The organism is Dehalobacter sp. TeCB1 (assembly GCF_001707455.1).
GTDB lineage: Bacteria > Bacillota > Desulfitobacteriia > Desulfitobacteriales > Syntrophobotulaceae > Dehalobacter > Dehalobacter restrictus.
This window is the reverse complement of record NZ_MCHF01000014.1, coordinates 13,281-32,028: the sequence shown is the minus strand read 5'-3', so window position 1 is coordinate 32,028 and position 18,748 is coordinate 13,281. Positions and strand designations below refer to the sequence as shown.

General features: G+C 43.1%; 17 protein-coding genes and 2 pseudogenes. 4 read left to right on the top strand and 15 right to left on the bottom strand.

From position 1 onward, the window contains the following. Window positions 1-4 precede the first annotated feature (4 nt). The 4 genes from A7D23_RS04260 to A7D23_RS04240 all read right to left on the bottom strand — a co-directional run bounded on the left by A7D23_RS04260 (window position 5) and on the right by A7D23_RS04240 (window position 3,239). Complete coding sequence (locus A7D23_RS04260) at window positions 5-493, bottom strand: CoA-binding protein (protein WP_019225564.1); 489 nt, start codon at window positions 491-493, stop codon at window positions 5-7. 422 nt (window positions 494-915) lie between these two features. Beyond that, on the bottom strand, window positions 916-1,383 hold the full coding sequence (locus A7D23_RS04255; protein WP_025205506.1) for a hypothetical protein: 468 nt from the start codon (window positions 1,381-1,383) through the stop codon (window positions 916-918). Window positions 1,384-1,987: 604 nt separating this feature from the next. Further along, entirely contained in the window at window positions 1,988-2,206 is a 219-nt protein-coding gene (locus A7D23_RS04245) for a hypothetical protein (protein WP_025205503.1), read from the bottom strand. 640 nt (window positions 2,207-2,846) lie between these two features. Further along, on the bottom strand, window positions 2,847-3,239 hold the full coding sequence (locus A7D23_RS04240; RefSeq protein WP_025205501.1) for a pyridoxamine 5'-phosphate oxidase family protein: 393 nt from the start codon (window positions 3,237-3,239) through the stop codon (window positions 2,847-2,849). A gap of 157 nt (window positions 3,240-3,396) precedes the next feature. Here A7D23_RS04240 and A7D23_RS04235 point away from each other — a divergent pair, with 157 nt between their 5' ends. Further along, window positions 3,397-3,738, top strand: coding sequence for a helix-turn-helix domain-containing protein (locus A7D23_RS04235; protein WP_025205499.1), 342 nt, complete (start codon window positions 3,397-3,399; stop codon window positions 3,736-3,738). A 691-nt stretch (window positions 3,739-4,429) separates the two neighbouring features. Here A7D23_RS04235 and A7D23_RS04230 read toward each other — a convergent pair. Beyond that, on the bottom strand, window positions 4,430-4,897 hold the full coding sequence (locus A7D23_RS04230) for a hypothetical protein (RefSeq protein WP_025205498.1): 468 nt from the start codon (window positions 4,895-4,897) through the stop codon (window positions 4,430-4,432). 8 nt (window positions 4,898-4,905) lie between these two features. Further along, complete coding sequence (locus tag A7D23_RS04225; protein ID WP_025205496.1) at window positions 4,906-5,958, bottom strand: CHAP domain-containing protein; 1,053 nt, start codon at window positions 5,956-5,958, stop codon at window positions 4,906-4,908. 21 nt (window positions 5,959-5,979) lie between these two features. On the opposite strand from A7D23_RS04225, the pseudogene A7D23_RS04220 reads away from it, so the two are divergent. After that, window positions 5,980-6,549 (top strand): annotated as a pseudogene (locus A7D23_RS04220) (tyrosine-type recombinase/integrase). A gap of 109 nt (window positions 6,550-6,658) precedes the next feature. Here A7D23_RS04220 and A7D23_RS04215 read toward each other — a convergent pair. The 6 genes from A7D23_RS04215 to A7D23_RS04190 form a co-directional block, all read right to left on the bottom strand. Then, window positions 6,659-7,960 carry a pyrimidine-nucleoside phosphorylase gene (locus A7D23_RS04215; protein ID WP_025205494.1) on the bottom strand — a complete coding sequence of 434 codons (1,302 nt, stop codon included), beginning with the start codon at window positions 7,958-7,960 and terminating at the stop codon, window positions 6,659-6,661. A gap of 582 nt (window positions 7,961-8,542) precedes the next feature. Continuing rightward, entirely contained in the window at window positions 8,543-9,376 is an 834-nt protein-coding gene (locus A7D23_RS04210; RefSeq protein WP_025205493.1) for a purine-nucleoside phosphorylase, read from the bottom strand. Next, window positions 9,369-10,553 carry a phosphopentomutase gene (locus tag A7D23_RS04205; protein WP_019225569.1) on the bottom strand — a complete coding sequence of 395 codons (1,185 nt, stop codon included), beginning with the start codon at window positions 10,551-10,553 and terminating at the stop codon, window positions 9,369-9,371. The genes A7D23_RS04210 and A7D23_RS04205 overlap by 8 nt, the downstream gene beginning before the upstream one ends. Further along, window positions 10,522-11,493, bottom strand: coding sequence for a site-specific tyrosine recombinase XerD (xerD, locus tag A7D23_RS04200; protein WP_019225570.1), 972 nt, complete (start codon window positions 11,491-11,493; stop codon window positions 10,522-10,524). Before xerD ends, A7D23_RS04205 begins: the two co-directional genes overlap by 32 nt. A 101-nt stretch (window positions 11,494-11,594) precedes the next feature. Beyond that, entirely contained in the window at window positions 11,595-12,194 is a 600-nt protein-coding gene (gene spoIIM / locus A7D23_RS04195; RefSeq protein WP_019225571.1) for a stage II sporulation protein M, read from the bottom strand. A 78-nt stretch (window positions 12,195-12,272) separates the two neighbouring features. Further along, on the bottom strand, window positions 12,273-12,797 hold the full coding sequence (locus tag A7D23_RS04190; RefSeq protein WP_025205492.1) for an NUDIX hydrolase: 525 nt from the start codon (window positions 12,795-12,797) through the stop codon (window positions 12,273-12,275). A 137-nt stretch (window positions 12,798-12,934) separates the two neighbouring features. On the opposite strand from A7D23_RS04190, the gene A7D23_RS04185 reads away from it, so the two are divergent. Further along, a complete protein-coding gene (locus A7D23_RS04185) occupies window positions 12,935-13,501 on the top strand; it encodes a hypothetical protein (protein ID WP_019225573.1) in 567 nt (188 codons plus the stop codon). Between the two features lie 101 nt (window positions 13,502-13,602). Here the strand turns inward: A7D23_RS04185 and spo0A are convergent, their stop codons facing one another. Beyond that, window positions 13,603-14,412, bottom strand: coding sequence for a sporulation transcription factor Spo0A (gene spo0A / locus A7D23_RS04180; protein WP_034362028.1), 810 nt, complete (start codon window positions 14,410-14,412; stop codon window positions 13,603-13,605). A gap of 216 nt (window positions 14,413-14,628) precedes the next feature. After that, window positions 14,629-15,729, bottom strand: a pseudogene (gene spoIVB, locus A7D23_RS04175) (SpoIVB peptidase); the annotation flags it as partial. Window positions 15,730-15,960: 231 nt separating this feature from the next. On the opposite strand from spoIVB, the gene A7D23_RS04170 reads away from it, so the two are divergent. Further along, the gene (locus A7D23_RS04170) at window positions 15,961-16,980 is read left to right on the top strand and encodes a lysylphosphatidylglycerol synthase transmembrane domain-containing protein (protein WP_019225574.1); all 1,020 of its coding nucleotides are present in this window, start codon (window positions 15,961-15,963) and stop codon (window positions 16,978-16,980) included. 80 nt (window positions 16,981-17,060) lie between these two features. Here A7D23_RS04170 and recN read toward each other — a convergent pair whose 3' ends face one another. Then, the gene (gene recN, locus A7D23_RS04165; RefSeq protein WP_019225575.1) at window positions 17,061-18,731 is read right to left on the bottom strand and encodes a DNA repair protein RecN; all 1,671 of its coding nucleotides are present in this window, start codon (window positions 18,729-18,731) and stop codon (window positions 17,061-17,063) included. Window positions 18,732-18,748 lie beyond the last annotated feature (17 nt).

Genomic DNA, 18,748 nt, shown 5'->3' with positions numbered 1-18,748 from the left:
TGGATTAACTCCTCTGATACTTTCCCGGTACTTTATTAACCTTCCAGCCGTGCCAATAACAAGGATTCAAATACGCAAATGGTCTTGGATAGATTTTATGTTTCAAAACGCAACCGCGAACCACTTCGATTTCATTCTCCACACACGCTGCGTCAAGTTCAGGCGTCCAATTCTGTTCCTGAAACCAGATTGCTTTGGCCCCGCATTCCACTGTTTTCCTGACAATGTCCTGAATCAACTCCGCCCTAAGGCACGGAACCACAACATCAACTCTACCCTGAAGTGCGCTTAAATCCGGATAAACCTTGCTCCCTTCAAATGTTTTTAGATCCGGAGCAACCAGGTAGACCCTGCAGCCAAAGTACTTAAGACAATGGGCTGCTTTCCAGGCATGCTTATGCTTCAGAAAACGGTCAGAACTGGCATAGACAGCATACCGCATGCTTGTATCCAGACTGCCGGAAAACGCATAGATCGTCTTGGCTTCTTTCATCGGTTTCACTCCAGTCAGCGTCAGTATTGGGTTAGACCCCACGCATGAGCGTAATATTTACAAATGATTGATCAACAGGTATGTAAAGAACCGTTAAATAGCTATTATTTAAGAATAGTCTATGAGATGAGCATCTAAAAATTGCCTGAAGACACAAAAAGACCTGTAAGCGATGGAACACATACCGTATGAGATAAAAAAACAACTCCCCTGAATTGGTGTGGAGTTGTTTTAATAATAATCCTTCTCAGTTAACTTTTAATGCGATGTAGTTATACTGTCTCCGTATCAGCTTTCTGAATTGCCCATCGGATAGCTCATTAAACCGTCATATTTCTTCTTGACCCGTATCCAGTTTATCGGACACAGGTGAGTTAGAATAAAATAAACCTGTGGAGGACGAAACAATTCGTACTAATTCCTTATTTTGTAGGCGTATATTGGTCAAGTAACTTTTTCATTTCTTCTTTAGTATTTTCATCTGGAAGAGAATTATCAATTTTAAATGATCCAATTACAGTTTTCCCGTCAACAGCATATAATGGTATTTTCCGACTGGTCTTAGATTTATTTTTATTTTGTATTGCTATTGCTTCCTCTGGGGTTTTTGGCATTTCTCCATTTAAATCAGCAGACAAAACATATCCTTCAGTACCGTCCTCCCCAACAGCAGCAATTAAATCAGGTGTTTCCTCTGAAGACTTAGCATAAAGCTCAGAACCATATGTCTGTCCAGATTTATTTTGGGGATATACATGAACAGATGTTTGATTGCTTTCATTTGATATTTTAGCTAACACAGGTTCGAAACCTAAAGATCCTACTAATAAACCTGTTATTAATGCAATACTTGTGATTATTGTTCCTATTCCAAGATGTTTAAAATTCATGAAAACAACCTCCTAAATATTAATGCATGGACTTTGATATGTATATCCATAAGTATATCCATTACCATTATATGCCGCACACCGACCATAACTATAGTATCCATCACTAGTATAAATTGGTAAGGTTACTGTTGATATAGCCGACGTACTCGTAGCATTATATTCCCAATCTTTAGATGCACATAAACTACCAGAATCATTGTACAACCTAGGCATTGCGCCCATATACCCTGCCGGTACATTAGAGCTTGCGTATATTGTAGTATAAGCGACTGCATCATTATTATAACTAGCAACTATAGCCACGCTCTGGTAATCCTTCCCGTATATAGTGTAAGGCTTATAGGGGCTAGACGCAGAAACTGCAAAAACAGCTGATGTACTCATCGCCAATAAAATTCCTACAGTAAACCCTAGAACCGCTTTCTTTAGATTGCTTTTGATTAACATATTATCTACCTTTCTTTACTGAATTTTCTATACGTATAGAAGACCTTCTAGAAGATACCCTAGTAAATATATACCAAAATAATCCATATTTCAATGCATTCGACAGTATTTAGCAAAAAGCGAATAAATTTATTATATTACATAAAATTTATAATTATCTTAAATTCGGGATAAAGGGTCTGTTGATAAGTAGCATTTTTACCAAAATTGCCGGGTCAACTGATGATCGTCCTATGTCGCTGTACACCGGTCTCATAATTTCATATATGAAGCTGAAATCGATTGCCGCATCCAGCTTCCGAAGTTCAGGTACAAGGTCTTCCATCAATACGCACAACATCCGGTTTTGTCTGCTTTTTTGCTCTGTCATCATCGTCATCACCCTATTTAATTATACCATTTTAGACATTGATATTGCTTGATTCTACAAGACCAATAGAGTGAGTTTAAAAATTTGTCGTTTTAGATTTTGAGTACACCTGTGTAGTAATTTCAAAAATAGCCAATTTTTAATTTGGATTGCGAATTGTCTTACACCCATTTGTCAACAGACCCTAAACTAACAATTTGGAGTCACGGTACAACTGTTATTCGATTTATTACTTGAACTTCCGCTTGATTTATTAGCGTTATTGGTATTATTGGAGCTGCTACTTAAGTTGGCGTTAACATCATTGGACGACTTTAAAGATGAATTTGAACTTCCCGATGACGAGCTTGAAGAACGATTTTGCGGGCGATACTTAGTTACATCAATCCAAGTCCCTACGGGCATAGTTCTGGGATTATACATGTTCCTGTCAAGCCTATTACGTTATACGCTATGCCCAATTATAACATTTTTGTTCATATCTTACATAAAAATACCCACATTCTAATTAAAAAAATATAGGTATTCAACTTATTATTTGACCTTTTCAGTATCTTTGAACCTTGTACAGTTCAAGTCTTTATCCGTTTTTAGTCTTGGTTTCGTTTAAGTCATATTAGTTTTTTAGGTGATATTGAAATTCTCAGAACGTGATCTCCACCGGATCTGCGGTAAAGGAATAAATCGCTGCTGTGGCTTGCGTAAAGTACAAAACCTCACAAAGGCCGTCATCGCACTTGTACATATTTCTTAAACTCGGATTGGCTTCGAACATCGCTTCACGTGCTTCAGGGCGCGGATCAACGGCAACTTCCCCGACGAGACGGATCCATTTGTCTCCAACCATTCCGGAAATTTCAACTTTCGGGTTCTTAAGCAATTGTGCAAAGATATTTTTTTGATTATTGGTGCAAATGTACGTTTTCCCGTCATACTCTGCGACGGCGCCGAATGGACGGACATGCGGCTGATCACCGTCTACTGTAGCAAGGTAAAATGTCTTGGCATCGGCCAGAAACTGGACAATTGGATTCATGTTCTTGACTCCTTTCAAAATGACGCGTTATAATTGTGACATATCATCATAATAACAGATATCCCATATCGAACAAGTACGATTTTTTTCTATTCTAAGTATCTAAATAGATACTATAGACACTAACCATGTTATTACAAGAAGTGGAGCAAAAAAAATGGAACAAGAAATCAATTTGTTTGGCAAATGTCCGTACTTTACCGCCCAAAAAATTTTTTCCGGAAAATGGTCCATTCTGATTATTAAGCATCTCAGAGAGAAGACCCATCGCTTTGGTGAATTGCAGCGCAAGATTCCGGGCATAACCCAGGCCACACTAACCAAACAGTTGAGATTTCTCGAAGAGTTCGGTATGATTGACCGCTATGTTTATCCGGAAGTACCACCAAAAGTCGAGTATTCTCTTAGTAAGATCGGCCAGGAATTTATTCCGGTATTAGAGCAGTTTGAAGTTTTCGGCAATAAGTTTATCGCCCAGATGTCCGAATATAAAATATAACAGTCTTTTTAGGGGTAATCCCAGCGAAGCTGTCACCAGAGGCAAAGTAGACGATTAACCGACCAGGGTCGGATCTGGATGCGAAGAACACGTAAGTATAGAACACCATAAAAATTACTTTTATGCTCCCGGCACATCCCGTCTTAGCTACCGTGATAGTATAAAAAAGCCAGGTGTCATAAGGTATCATCATCTCCGTAGCGCGCAATAATTTTCTAAAAATTTTATGAGAGCCTTTCGTGAAAAGGCTTTCATAATAGTACTATTGCTATTTAACTTGTTTGCTTAGTAATTTGCATAATATGCATCAGGAAGAGGTTCAACGATTCAATCGCTACCCGAGGTGCTGTAAACATAAATAACTGTGCCCGTCCACATTGCTCCATTCTTCTTGCCCACATGTTCATGTGCGCAAGAAGAACTCCCGGTATTTCCGTATCCAACAGAATCTCTTGCGGCAACTGTAGATATCGTCTATTTCTATTGAATAAGATGAGTACAAAAGATGCAGATTTAAGAAACTCTCCATAATAGTACCCTTTTTTAAAATTATTGGAGATTGGTAATATATCCCAGGCTAGACCGGTGAAGATGAGGGAGAAATATGCCCCAGCCGATTGCGGAAAAACAACAAAGAAAAACCGGGAGTTGTCCCGGTAGCAGTTTGAAATTGATATATCGTATGATAATGTTATGACTTTGGGAGCAACCCCTTACTCTTTTTGAGATAAAATGTATTGACCGCATCGAAGGTAATATCCTTCGATTTGTATTTTATTCCGTCAATATCTACAATGTCATTTGCGTAAACAAAAAAGCTGATTGAGCCACTGTCGTTAGAAAAATTAATGTAAAGTAAGGGTGTTTGTATACTATCTGTACATTTGATAAAAGAGGTTTTATTGAATAAACTCTCCATCTGATTAATGATTTCCGGGTCTGTGATATGGACAATACAGTTGCTACTACTGCTGGCTATGTCATGAATACTGATGCTTTTTGTATTTTCAATCTTCAAAGAAATATTATCTTTATCTTTTGAAATCGTGATTTCCCCTTTGTTTAATAAATTAGGATTCCCGCATGCTGCCAAGATGATTACCAGTATAACCAGGAAAAGAATACCACATACAATCCGGTATTTTTCTATTTTAATCATTTTCCTTTTTAACGTCTCCAGAAGGTTTTGACAATTATAACAGAATATGGACAATCATTAATAGGATGACGATATAAGCCAGCAGCACCCCATTTGGATGTAACTGTTATATTGGAGCCGTTTACAGAATAAACGATTCCGGAATGCGTGTTTGTCCAATATACCTTGTCCCCGGCCTGGGGGGGCGTTACTTGTGTATAACCACCACCAGACATATATGCAGATGGATCATTCATCCACCACGTATTGCCAGTTGAGGCTAAATACCAGGCATATGAATGACAGTTGTAGTTATAAGTGGCAGTACCTAGCCTTGTTGCTGTTGGATATGCCGCATCATAAGATGCATTTATTGATGCTTTATCAGCAGAAGTCAAATCCTGCAGTCTAAGGACTAAAACCTGTTGTAACATCGGAGTATAAACATAGCCATAGCCTAAGATATCTCCAGGTGCTGCCGCCGTTACCGCTGTTCTTTCCATTACAAGGGGCGATGTCTGAAACTTATTAGATATTTGTTTCGAAAGTTCCACTATGGCATATTTTTCATCCTGACTCAGCATATTGGATACTTTAGGATAGACAAATAGCGACTCCATAAACTTTTTTTGCATAATTTCTTTATCGCTGATATTGTTTTTTGTTTCAACGGCCATCATTTTTTCTATGGTATTCTTGTAAATAGTTTTAAGGTTTTCCGTCAAGTCTGCTCTCTGCAAAAGAACCGCAGCGCCGTTAAACTCTAAAGAAAGACCTTCAAACCCTTGCGTTGTATTGTCATAAGCAAAAATATCAATCATGAATGGGTAGTCTAGTACTGTCTTTAACAATGTTGCCGTATCCATTTTTTCAGCTGTGCTTAGCGGGATATTCAACATTTCCTTCAATTGCACTGATGAGTAGTTTTTCCATTCCTTTGATTTTGGTGTCATAGAAAAATTGAAAGAATTTTGTGAATCGTATACCAAACTAGTGGTAGCGTCATCAGCAAACACTGTAGTTGCTCCAACACTTAACAACATCGTAATAACAAGAATACAGGCCATTAGTCTTTTTTTCATTTTAATTTACCTCCTAATTTTATGCATATAAACATGGATAACCTTTTTAGTACCAAAAATCCTCCTTTCAATTTATATACATATTTTACCATATATAAATGGAGAATTTTGTTGGAATTTGCAATATTTACGATGTGGTTTGGAAATCCAAAAACTTCCTTCCGAGATATGATGATAGTTAAAACATTACTTTATACCGGCGCAAGGGTTAGTGAATTAATAAATATCAAGCTTGCAGATGTTGATTTTCATTACTGCCAAATACGAATAAATAAAGGGAAAGGGAACAAGGATCGCATTGTCCCGTTCCCTCAGTCATTTAAGGAGTTACTGGCCATGCACGCTGATTTAATGTCCAAAAAACAAGCCGTTTACCTGTTTGAATCTTCATGAAAAAAGAAATATTCATCAGACCGTGGTATCCGAAAAATCCTGGCTAAGTATACAGAAGAAGCAGAGCTGGCACAAAACTTATCACCGCATAAATTAAGGCATTTTTCGTTAACCTGGTTAAAAAAGCAAGGCATCGATGATGCACTGATTCAACCTTATTCTGCCTACGAGAGTCGAAAGTCATTAGAAGTATATTGAAATTAGCAATAACAGACGCACAAGCAGAATATAACGATGTTATCAACAAATTCCCCATATAACACCATTTACTTTGCCTCTGGTGACAGCTTCGCTGTTACTACCCCTTTTACCGGATCACTGTCGAAACCGTTGGCTTAAGCAGCGGCTTTTCTTCGCCAATTGTAATCGCCTCTGCAGCCTTTGCCAATCCAAGCGAACTTTTTTCGGCAGAAGAAGTATGCAGCATGCATAATGGCTCACCGGCTTGAACTGCGTCACCGGCCTTTTTCAACAGATAAACGCCTGCGCCAAAGTCGATCTCACTGTCTTTGTTTTCCCGGCCGGCTCCAAGAACCATGGCCAGAAGTCCAATCTTCCGGGCATCAATATGCTGAATATAACCTGCTCTTTCGGCTTTATAAACGATTTTCTCTGAAGCCAAGGGCAGGTTTTTGGCATGCAGCACGGCCGTATCGCCTCCCTGGGCTTGAACAAACGCCAAAAATTTCTCCCAGGCCCTGCCGCTCTGCAGTGTATCTTTCAGGATCTCGCCAGCTTCCGTGATTGTAGCAGCTTTCTTCCCGAGCACAAGCATCCAGCTTGCCAGTTCCAGACACACTTCCATTAAATCATCAGGTCCGTTCCCCTGCAGACACTCAATCGCCTCGAGAACTTCAATACCATTGCCGACGGCCCTCCCGAGCGGCTGATCCATACTGCTCAGTACCGCCACCATATCTCTGCCCAGATTTTTACCGATCCCAATCATGATTTCCGCCAGTGTTTCAGCTTCTTCCAAAGTCGCCATAAAGGCACCTGAGCCGTATTTTACATCCAGCACAACTCCCTGGGCACCCGCAGCAATCTTTTTGCTCATGATCGAAGAAGCGATCATCGGAATCGAATCGATGGTTGCCGTAACATCCCGTAAGGCATAGAGTTTTTTATCTGCTGGAACCATCCTTCCGGTCTGAGCGATAACCGCTAAGCCGATCCTGCCGACCTGCTGCAGGAATTCCTGCTCTCCTAACTCGACCCGGAATCCGGGAATAGCAGAGAGTTTGTCGATGGTTCCCCCAGTGTGTCCGAGTCCTCTACCGGACATCTTGGCAACCGGGACGCCGCAGGCCGCCACCAGCGGAGCGACAACCAGCGTAGTCTTGTCCCCGACACCTCCGGAACTGTGCTTATCGACAAATACTTTCCCCGGAAGGGACAGTTCAAGCTGGTCTCCGCTCTCCGCCATCGCCATGGTCAGCTCCGATGTCTCCTGAACGGTCATTCCCTTAAAATAGACCGCCATCGCCCAGGCCGAGACCTGATAGTCCGGGATTTTTCCTTGAACATAACCCTGAACGATAAACCTGATCTCCTCCCGCGTCAGCGGATAGCCGTTTTTCTTCTTTTCAATCAGCTCAACCATTCTCATCGTATTCATGCCGCCTTATAACTATTTATTTGGGGCTGGTCTGTGTGTCACAGCACCGCTCTTCGGCTATTGCGCCCTCCGTGGCGCAAAAAGCCGCGCTCCGCATCGTGCTCCGCTTCTCGCGGAGTTGTGACACCCAGACTGATTACAAGTCTAAGTCTATTGTGCATGTCATGATGTAAGAAGCGTTTTATCATGGCATTGTCGCAAGCATTTCAATACGAAAGCGACAACCCTACATCCACAGATGAACAAAGCTCACAGTTAATAGATGAGGCTTCCAGCTAAAGAAATGAGTTATCATTGGAACAACTGTATTTTCAACAATCATCTGCGATTATCTGCGCTGAAATAAAACCCTCAGATCAGTCAGCGTGCCACGGCTCCGCGAAGAGCGGAGCAGGATTGCGTAGCGCGGCTTTTTGCGCCACGGAGGGCGCAATAGCCGAAGAGCGGTGCTGTGGCACGCTGACCTACCCAAATAGAATTTTTACACGGAGATCTACCCCTAAAGTAATTTGGAAACCCAGACAGCCCCTGAAGAGGTTTCCAGGCGTGAAAGCATGCCTATAATGCATACCGTTAGTCCAGCAACGCGATTAGCTGCCCCATGTACCGCAGAAACGTCTCCTCAATTCGATCCGCCGTCGCCAATACCTCCTGATGGTCGAGCTTTTGCTCCAAGATCCCGGCGGCCATGTTGGTCACACATGAAATGCCGAGCACTTTCATCCCGCCGTGATTCGCAACAATGACTTCCGGTACGGTGGACATCCCAACAAGGTCGGCCCCAATCGTTCTCAAATAACGGATTTCCGAAGGCGTCTCATAGCTCGGTCCGCTGAGAGCCGCATAGACTCCCTGCCGTGGATTCAAGCCGTGCTCCGTCATCAGGGAGAGCGCCAGCTCTCTCCATTTGCCGTCATAGGCTTCACTGAGATCCGGAAAACGCGGTCCAAGATTGCTGAGATTCGCTCCGCGCAGCGGATTGCTTCCAGTCAGATTGATATGGTCTTTGATCACGATCAGATCACCGGGACGGTAGTCCGGATGGATGCCGCCGGCGGCATTGGTCACGACCAAGCCTTTCATCCCGATCGTTTGCATCAGACGGACGGGGAAAGTCACTTCATGCATCTCATAACCTTCGTAATAATGGAAACGTCCCTGGAGAGCCATGACCTTTCTGTCCCCCAGTGTTCCGACAATCAGCTTGCCGGAATGCCCTGTAACGGTAGACACAGGAAAATGCGGGATCTCACTGTACGGAATAACGACCGCATCTTCCACAAGTTCGGCCAGCTTGCCAAGACCTGAACCCAGAATGATTCCTAGTTCAGGAATATATGGGATTTTCTTGAGCAGAAAATTTTGGGCATCATTCAGCCATGTCGTCATGACTTGTTCATTAATCATGCTGGTTCTCTCCTTTTAATTCCGTATAAAAACTGGTTCCGTTTTCAAGCCACTGTACCCCTAAATATTCGGCAATGGTCGCTCCAAGATCTGCAAAGCAGGCTCTCTGTCCAAGATTCACTCCCTGCTTCAGCTTCGGCCCGTAAACAAGCAGCGGAACGTATTCCCGGGAATGATCTGTGCTTGCTGTCGTCGGATCACAGCCATGGTCGGCCGTAATAAACAGGATATCATCCTGCCTGAGAATGCCGGTAATTTCCGGAATTCTGGCATCAAAGGCCTCAAGGGCCTCGGCATAACCCCTGACATTATTGCGGTGTCCATAAACCATATCAAAATCAACAAGGTTTGTAAAAATCAAGCCGGGGTCATCCCGCCGCAGATATTCAAGAGTCTTGCTGATTCCATCGTCATTTCCACGGGAGCTGACATGCTCACTGACTCCTTTGCCATTAAAGATATCGTTGATTTTGCCGACTGCCAACACCTTCTGCCCGGCTTCAGTAATCCTGTCCAGCAGTGTTCTGGCAGGGGGGTCAACTGCAAAATCATGCCTGTTGGTCGTTCGTTGATAATTGCCTGCTTCACCGAGAAAAGGACGCGCAATAACGCGGGCAACCCGTAATTCACCCTGCAGCATTTCCCGGGCAATTCTGCATATTTCCATCAGTTCGCTTAGCGGGATGACCCCTTCATGCGCCGCAATCTGGAATACCGAATCGGCTGAGGTATAAACAATCGGTTGTCCAGTCCTGACATGCTCTGCCCCGAGGCGCTGCATAATTTCCGTGCCGGATGCCACCTCATTGCCTAAAGTCAGCCGGCCGATTCGTTCTTCAAACCTTCTGATAAAATCATTTGGAAAGCCGGACGGAAAAGTTGGGAAGGCCTGATCCAGAATGATACCGGTCATTTCCCAATGGCCGGTGATGGTATCCTTGCCTTTTGATCTTTCAGCCATGAACCCGTAATTTGCGGCAGGATTGCTTTGGGGAGAAACAAAAGGAATTTCGCGTGCGTTGCCAAGACCCATACGCTCAAGATTCGGGATTTTCAATCCGCCTGCCTGCTTGGATATATTCGCAAGTGTATTGCTTCCTTCATCGCCATATTGGGCTGCATCCGGCATTGCTCCGATGCCAACACTATCCATTACGATCAGTATCGCCCGAACCATCTGTATTTCCTCCTTTTTTAGCCCGCGGATGAGATTTGCGGAAAACATCCAGCAGGCGTTTTTTTGTTAAATGCGTATAGATCTGAGTGGTCGATATATCGGCATGTCCAAGCATTTCTTGAACCGAACGCAAATCAGCGCCATTATCAAGCAAATGCGTTGCAAAACTATGTCTTAACAGATGCGGGTAGACACTTGATCCCAAGTTGTTTTCCGCTGCCCATTTTTTCAGAATCAGCCAGACACCCTGACGTGTCAGCGGTTTGCCGCGTGAATTGAGAAAAAGGATATTCCTGGCTTCTGCTGTTGGTTTCGGGTTGCGGGCGAGCAGCATTTGCCTTGTGGAATCAATGTATGCCTTTAAGATAAGGATACCGGGCTCACCCAAAGGTACGATTCTTTCTTTATTCCCTTTGCCGCGGCAGCGAATATATCCTAAATGATAGGAAATATCGTTCAGGCTGAGTCCAATCAGCTCTGAGACCCTGAGCCCGCTTCCATAGAGCACCTCGACAATCGCCCGGTCCCTGCTGCTGAGATCATTTTGACTATCGTTCTGGTCAATTGCCCTGGTCAGATTGATTTCCGACAAGACGTGGGGCAGCTTTTGTTCGAGTTTAGGGGCCGCCAGAAAGACCGTTGGATCGTCATTTCTTTTGTCTTCCTGAAGCAGATACCCGTAAAATCCCCTTAAGGCTGCCGTATACCTGGCCAGTGTTCTTGCAGATTTCCCCTGCTTCTTTTCATCCAGAATGAAAGTGATCAGGTCTGAGGTACTGCACTGCAAAACTGTCCTGCCATTTTCCTGAATAAAAAGCACAAATTTATAGAGGTCCCTGCTGTAATTGGAACAGGTATTTACGGAAAGCCCTCTTTCAACACGCAGATGGTACAGATAATCTTCTAACAGATCATCCCTTAATTTGCTATCTTTAGACATAAATATCCTCCCCGCAGTTCATTTCTACGCAAGGAGGAATTATCCTTTTCTTTAGGGATTATCGTTCATATTTAATTTAAAAAATAAGACTCGTACCCTGTCTATAAACCAAAAAGGCGGGCCCCCAGTATGGTGAAATATCCCTGTATCACGCCTGTGGCTAAAGCCGCGATGGAGATCAATAAGGCCATGCCACAGTAGTGGAGAAAGTTATTCTTCAAAAAATCGCCCCGCATCCTACCCTGCAGCAGAAGAAACGAAAAAACAGTCGCTAGACCGGCTCCGAGCAGAAGACACGGAACTGCCAGAAGCGATGGAAAAAGGACCGTAAACAGAACCAAGCCCAAGCCCATCATTTTTTTCAACTGAATAATAAACACAACGGTAAAACCGAAGATAAATCCTCTCGTAAAGACGATCAGGTACACCAGCGGAGCTCCGATCACCGTCAAGCCGAGGACCCATATCCCTGCCATCATAATAAAGTTATCCCTGGCCAGCTGCTGAAGGAATGACGTGTCGATGGCGGTTGGTTGTTCTCCGAGCAGGCTGTTAAAAAAACCGGTTAGTTCTTTCGCTTTTTCTATGCCCAATGAACCGACCCCAACTGCTCCGAAAACACCTCCTGCCAGAAATACGCAGCAGAGCGTCAGATAGATAACCCAGTACTGCTTGATATGATCGTACAGCATTTTCTTCATCATTCTACCTCCCCGAAGACTTGTCCTCAAGAAAATCATATTCAGGAAGGCAGAAGACTATGTCAACTAGGACAATGTTTATAAAGCCAGAAGCAGACCAATGGCAGTTTTGGCATCAAAGAACCCGCTGCTCCCTGCCATTTGCAGGGCCTGTTCCCTCGGAACAGCTACCACATTCAGAAACTCATCCTCATCACAGTCCAGAGGGGACCAGCTCAGATGCTGTGCCCGGTAGATATGGATAATCTCATCGGTAAAACCCGGTGATGTATAAAAGGAGCCAAGATAGTTCAGTTCTCCTTCATAACCTGTTTCCTCTCTTAATTCTCTTAAGGCGCAGGTTTCCGGGTCTTCACCCGGGTCCATTTTACCGGCTGGAATTTCCAGCGTCTCTTTGTCCAGCGCATAGCGGTACTGGCGAACCATCAGGATCTTGCCTTCGTGTTCAGGCACGATGGCTACAGCACCCGGATGCCTTACAATTTCCCGAATAGACGTTTTTCCATTCGGTAGTTCAACGGTATCCTGATTGACACTGATGAACTTTCCGGAATATACGCTCTGTTCGGCAATACATTTTTCTGTCAGGCCGATTTTGTCCATGCTAACCTCCTGTATTCGTATTCCATAAAATCTGTGGATTGCACTCTTCATAATGTTTTTTGTACCGGCTTCCGGCATATTATCGTCTCCCTCCATACTAAGATAGAATAGGTTTGTTTGGTCTGGGAGGCGTAAATATGTCGACTGAATCTCATCATAACACCTATCTGCTGCTGGTAACGATAACAACCTTTATCTTTGCTGTTACCTCCATGATTACCGTCTATATTTCCCTGACAGCCTGGAAGGAAGAACGGGAATCAGTCAAACCCTACCTTACCTTTACGCAATCTCCTTCTGTGGAGATCCTCCATAAAAATGATCTGACATTCAGCTTTCATTTCACCAACGTCGGTACGCATCCGGCAGCTTCACTCCATTGCCAGGCCATCTTTGCAGACAGTGATTTAAATGCCGAACCGCTCCAGGTTGATCAGATCTCCCTCGCCAATTATGTTTCTCCTGATTCCACTGTGGATTTAGTTGTCACCGTCGATATTCAGACCCAGGGAATTGATACCGGACAGGTCAATCAGCATTATATTATTTTAAATCTGAAATATTTTGATCCGGTATTTGAAAAACAATACGAACAAATTATCTATTTACGATGGGCCGGTATCTCCAAAGGCCAGCTTCAGCCAATTTATCATGCTTCCAGGGAAGACAAGGCTCAGATCATCCAGTATCTTGGCAAAACCTAGACCGCCATTCAATCGTATATAGCTGAACAATTTAAAACACCTCAGAATTTATTCGAAATTTATTCGAAATAAAATTCTGAGGTGCTGAGTTCAGCAGGCAATTAATCAGCAATTCTCAACTTATCTGCGACCATAGCGATAAATTCGGAATTTGTCGGTTTCCCGCGGTCAACATTAATCGTATAGCCAAAAAATTTGTTCATGAAATCAATATTTCCTCTGTCCCAGGCTAGTTCAATCGCATGGCGGATTGCCCTTTCCACTCTGCTGGGAGTCGTCCCATAATTTTTGGCGATCATGGGATACAATTCTTTGGTCACAGCACCAAGCAGAGAAACATCTTTGATCACGGAGACAATAGCATCTCTCAGATACTGATAGCCCTTAACATGCGCGGGTACTCCCATCTGCTGGATCATCTTGGTAACTTCAACTTCAATCATCTTGGAATTTTTGGCGTTAACCTGGATAACACTGCTCATATTCGAAGATAACATCGCATTTGAAATATTGTTAAACGAAGGAGCGGCTTCATAAACCCCGACCAGCTGCCGTATTCTTTTCCCTAACGTTTCCAAATCAAACGGTTTCAATATGTAATAATCAGCCCCCAGCTGAACTGCCCGCTGTGTCATATTTTCCTGGCCAAAAGAAGTTAAAATGATCACTTTGGGCCTTTTGATCGTGTTTATTAGTTTTTCCATAACGCCTAATCCGTCAAGATGAGGCATAATTATATCCAGGACCACGACATCAGGTTCCTCTTTTTTGATCATATCCAGTGCGTCGTTTCCGTTATAAGCTACACCCAAAAGCACCATGTCCTTTTGATTGCTTATATATTCCTTTAATACTTCAATAAAATCGCGGTTATCGTCAGCCAACAAAACTTTTATCGTTTTCGTTTCCATCGAACTATCCTCCAGTTTCCAAAGATACGCCGAAAAAACATATAAATCCAATTCTGTTACTCTTCGACAAGAATTTACCAATTCCTTCTGATCTATTGGAAAAATATATATATTCAGTATCAAGTACCATTTTTTATAATAAGAAAATATAAGCATGCATGTACTGAAGAAACCGCCCTCGCGGGCGGCTGCAGCTTTACTTATTATACCTGATTCGTCTATCATCTTCTCAATAAATATTCCGTATCCCCGGGTAGAATCATTGACAAATACATGCGTAACGGCGCCAACAATTTTGCCATTTTGAATAATCGGGCTGCCGCTCATACCTTGGACGATCCCTCCGGTTTTTTCCAGTAATTCCGGATCGGTGATCCGGATAATCATGTTTTTGTTGTCAGTCCGGTACTGCATAATTTTTTCTATTTTAATGTCAAATTCTTCGATGGTATTGTCTTTTAAAACCGTATAGATTTTGGCCGGCCCAACCTCAACCTCGGATTTCCAGGCTATAGGCACAATGGTACTGAAATACGGATTCCGGACTTCACCTTCATAAATACCAAATATCCCGCTGCCTGAATTCTTAGCAATTTTACCGGTGAAATTTGACTGAAGCATAAACGTACCAATTTTTTCTCCGGGGTCTCCTCTTTGACCTTTTTCAATGGAGTAGATTGTGGATTCGACGATTTTGCCGTCACTTAATTCAATTTGGTTATTGGTATCAATATCCGTGATGACGTGTCCCAAAGCCCCGAATATTTTCGTATTGGGTTCAATAAATGTCAGAGTTCCCACTCCTGCAGCCTCGTCCCTGATAAACAGCCCTACCCGATATCGTTGGGTTTCTGAGCAGAATACCGGCTGAATCTTTTTCTCCAGAATTTTTTCTTTGTGTTTGATCTCAAGCACAATGGTTTTGTTTTCTTTGCATTTTTTATCGATTTCCTGTGCTACCTGAAAATCATTCGTTGCTGTGATGCCATTAATTTTTAAAATGATGTCCCCGACTTCTATTCCAGAATCCTTTGCAGGATAAGACTGTTTGCCTTCCTTGTTCGTGATCGGAGCATATCCTACGACCAAGACTCCTTTGGTCTGCAAGGTCACTCCAATGGATTGTCCGCCTGGAACAACGGATGGCCGTGCTTTATTGACTTCCTTGCCTGCTGAAAAAAAATCGAGATAATTAATTACCGGGTAAAAACGACTGGTTTCTGTTTTCTGATAGAATCCTGCAATTTGTTGAATACTAAGGGTAAAAACGAGGAGAATTCCTATTCGGAAAATAATACGGGTTAGTTTTTTATGCAAACCGTTTTTTCCCTTCAGTTTTTCACCCTCCTCACGTATTTTTTTCTCTGCAGAGATACAATAAAATTTTTTATTGCAGTATTAGATTTCCCTTATAAAAAGGTTTCATCCTGTGAAATGTTTTCTAGGATTTCTTAAATTTATGGCGAAATAAACAAATGACAAAAGCTAGCACTCTTGTCATTTGTTGGGTTATAATAGGCTTTACAATGCTTATAAAAGGAAACAAACATGAAAAAAATATTTGTAAATTATTTCTTTACAGCCCTGGTCATTGCAGTGACCGTCTGGATATTGATTTCCAGTTCAAAATTTAGTATTATACCTCACCTGATCGCCATAACTGATGGAGGACTGTTATTCCTGGCATTTGTCTGCATGGTCCTTTTTTGGTTTTTTGATGCGTTAATTATTAAAGTGATTGTTGAGATCTCTGATCAAGGTATCCGTTTTTGGCAGTATATGAAAATAGCGCTGATCGGACAGTATTATAGTTCCATTACTCCTTTTTCTGGAGGAGGACAGCCTGTCGCGCAGGTCTATACGATGAAAAATGACTATAAAATCCCGCTGGGGCTGGCTTCATCCGTCACGATCAATAAATTTACGATCTATCATATTATTGTGACTGCCTTCGCCTTGGTTATGGCTATTTTTAAGTATGATTTTATCTTTGAGCAGGGTGCTGTCAGCAAAACCTTCATTGCTATAGGTTTTATGATCAATATCATATCGACGCTGGCTCTGCTTTTGCTCTGTTACAACAGTTTGATTGTGAAAAAGGTCTTCCTTCTGATCTTAAGACTGCTTCATAAAATCAAACTGGCCAAGAATATGAACGATCAAATCTTTTCCAGACATATTGAGGAATACAGAAGTTCTCTGCGCTTGTTCCTGAGAGACCGCAAAGCTCTGCTTCTAACCTGTCTCTATACGTTGATTCAAGTCATCGTGTACTTTTGCGTAACCTATTTTGTCTATCTGTCATTTGGTTTAAGAGACGCGTCCCTGTTTGATATTCTTGCTGTGCAGTCTTTGCATTACATGGCGATTAATTACATTCCGACGCCTGGAAATGCCGGAGCATCCGAGGGAGGATTTTACCTGATATTCGGGCTGGTTTTCCCTTCCAGTGTTATGATCTATGCGATCATGCTCTGGAGATTCATCATCTATTATTTAAACTTGTTCGTAGGCGGGATTGTCGTACTGATCGATTACCTTTATAAACAAAACTTAAGGAAGTCGTAAAGGAAGCCCGTATTTAAAAAGTACCCTGTTATCGCTTTTGTATGCGAAATAACAGGGCACTTTTTTTATTACATTTTTAACTATTTTTTGGCCTGCTGCCATAATTCCTCCGCAAGGCTTAGCGCGACTCTTTCACCGCCAAGCATTCGGGCCATTTCCTGGACCCTTTCACTTTCGCCAAGCCGATTGACTTTGGTCTGTGTCCGGTCTTCCACAACGACTTTATCAATGCCAAAATGGCTGTCGGCAAATGCCGCGATAGGGGCCGAGTGGGTAATGCAGAGCACTTGTCTGTTCTCAGATATTTTTTCAAGCTTTTCAGCGACCTTCATGATCGTTCTGCCGCCGACTCCGCTGTCCACTTCATCGAAAACAAACGTATCCACAGTTTCCACTTTCGATAATAAGCTTTTGAAAGCCAGCATGATCCTGGCCATTTCTCCGCCTGAAGCCACTTTGGCCAAAGGCTTGGGAGGTTCTCCGACATTCGCGGAAAAATAAAATTCGATCTGTTCCGCACCTTCGGGCGACGGTTCGGTGACTGGTGAGAATATGATTTCAATCCTGGCCTCGTTTAGTCCCAAATCGAGCAATTCGTCTGCCAGGCCCTTTTCAATTCGTTCAGCCTGGATCCCGCGGTTCAGGCTAAGTTCCTCCGCCAGATTATTATACGTTGTCAGCGCTTCTTTCTTTTCGCGCCGGATATTTTCCTTTTCATCCTGAAGATGGGTAATTTCTTCAAGTTCTTCTTCCATTTCAACCCGTCTTTCCAAAACAGCTTCAATCGTATACGCGTATTTTCTGAGCTTCCCGAGATCAATCAGGCGGGTTTCAATTCCGTCAAGCCTTCCCGGTTCAAAATCCAGCTTGTCTTTATACGACCGCAGTTTGGTCACATAATCTTCGAGACTAAAATAGATTTCTTCAAGGTTCTTATGCAGCTCCTCAATCTCAGGATCAAGCGCCGAGAGTTCCCCCATTTTTTCCGTGGCTGACCCAATCATATCAAAAGCAGAATCAGAGGCTTCTTTGGTTCCGGCATATAGTTCATCATAGGCTTCATTGACAAGACTGACGATCTTCTCGGCATTCAGCAGAAACTTTTTCTCCTGTTCCAGAGATTCCTCTTCCCCGGAAACCGGTGCAATCCGGTCAATCTCCTCAATCTGGTAACGCAGTATTTCTTCCCTTTTCTCCCTGTCCCGCTCCGAACGCAGGAGTTCTCTTTCTCTGGACATGGTGTTCCGGTAATTGACAGCCGCGTCCCTGACTTGTTTCAGCAGTTTTAAATGCTCCTCGCCGCCGAAACTGTCTAAGAGCTCCCTTTGGGTTTCGGCCTGCAGCAGTGACTGGTGCTCCATCTGATCGTGAATGTCTACGAGTCCTTCACAGAATGTCCGGTACAGGGATAACGGGACGGTTCTGCCCTGAACACGGCAGACATTCCGGCCGGAATCATTGATTTCCCGATACAGAAATAGCAGATCATCTTCGAGCGGATATCCTTCGTCCTGCAACATTTCAGTCAATTTCAGCGGCAGATTGGAAAAAATCCCTTCCACACACGCTTTGTCCTTGCCATGCCGCAGAAATTCATTGCTGGCTCTTCCGCCCAGAAGCAAACCCAGCGCATCGACCAGCATGGATTTTCCGGCTCCTGTCTCCCCAGTAAAAACAGACAAGCCTTTATCAAAAACCAAATGGACATCTTCCATCAGTGCAAAATCTTTGATGCGAAGTTCTACGAGCATAGGTCTCCTCCTCTTTG

Excerpts from the sequence above, each read along its gene's own strand:
- A7D23_RS04185 (WP_019225573.1), top strand. The coding sequence starts at position 12,935 with ATGTCGACTGAATCTCATCATAACACCTATCTGCTGCTGGTAACGATA.
- A7D23_RS04190 (WP_025205492.1), bottom strand. The coding sequence starts at position 12,797 with ATGGACAAAATCGGCCTGACAGAAAAATGTATTGCCGAACAGAGCGTA.
- A7D23_RS04235 (WP_025205499.1), top strand. The coding sequence starts at position 3,397 with ATGGAACAAGAAATCAATTTGTTTGGCAAATGTCCGTACTTTACCGCC.
- spoIIM (WP_019225571.1), bottom strand. The coding sequence starts at position 12,194 with ATGAAGAAAATGCTGTACGATCATATCAAGCAGTACTGGGTTATCTAT.
- A7D23_RS04225 (WP_025205496.1), bottom strand. The coding sequence starts at position 5,958 with ATGAAAAAAAGACTAATGGCCTGTATTCTTGTTATTACGATGTTGTTA.
- A7D23_RS04260 (WP_019225564.1), bottom strand. The coding sequence starts at position 493 with ATGAAAGAAGCCAAGACGATCTATGCGTTTTCCGGCAGTCTGGATACA.
- spo0A (WP_034362028.1), bottom strand. The coding sequence starts at position 14,412 with ATGGAAACGAAAACGATAAAAGTTTTGTTGGCTGACGATAACCGCGAT.
- A7D23_RS04240 (WP_025205501.1), bottom strand. The coding sequence starts at position 3,239 with ATGAATCCAATTGTCCAGTTTCTGGCCGATGCCAAGACATTTTACCTT.
- A7D23_RS04210 (WP_025205493.1), bottom strand. The coding sequence starts at position 9,376 with ATGATTAATGAACAAGTCATGACGACATGGCTGAATGATGCCCAAAAT.
- A7D23_RS04205 (WP_019225569.1), bottom strand. The coding sequence starts at position 10,553 with ATGGTTCGGGCGATACTGATCGTAATGGATAGTGTTGGCATCGGAGCA.
- A7D23_RS04255 (WP_025205506.1), bottom strand. The coding sequence starts at position 1,383 with ATGAATTTTAAACATCTTGGAATAGGAACAATAATCACAAGTATTGCA.
- A7D23_RS04245 (WP_025205503.1), bottom strand. The coding sequence starts at position 2,206 with ATGATGACAGAGCAAAAAAGCAGACAAAACCGGATGTTGTGCGTATTG.
- A7D23_RS04215 (WP_025205494.1), bottom strand. The coding sequence starts at position 7,960 with ATGAGAATGGTTGAGCTGATTGAAAAGAAGAAAAACGGCTATCCGCTG.
- A7D23_RS04230 (WP_025205498.1), bottom strand. The coding sequence starts at position 4,897 with ATGATTAAAATAGAAAAATACCGGATTGTATGTGGTATTCTTTTCCTG.
- A7D23_RS04170 (WP_019225574.1), top strand. The coding sequence starts at position 15,961 with ATGAAAAAAATATTTGTAAATTATTTCTTTACAGCCCTGGTCATTGCA.
- recN (WP_019225575.1), bottom strand. The coding sequence starts at position 18,731 with ATGCTCGTAGAACTTCGCATCAAAGATTTTGCACTGATGGAAGATGTC.
- xerD (WP_019225570.1), bottom strand. The coding sequence starts at position 11,493 with ATGTCTAAAGATAGCAAATTAAGGGATGATCTGTTAGAAGATTATCTG.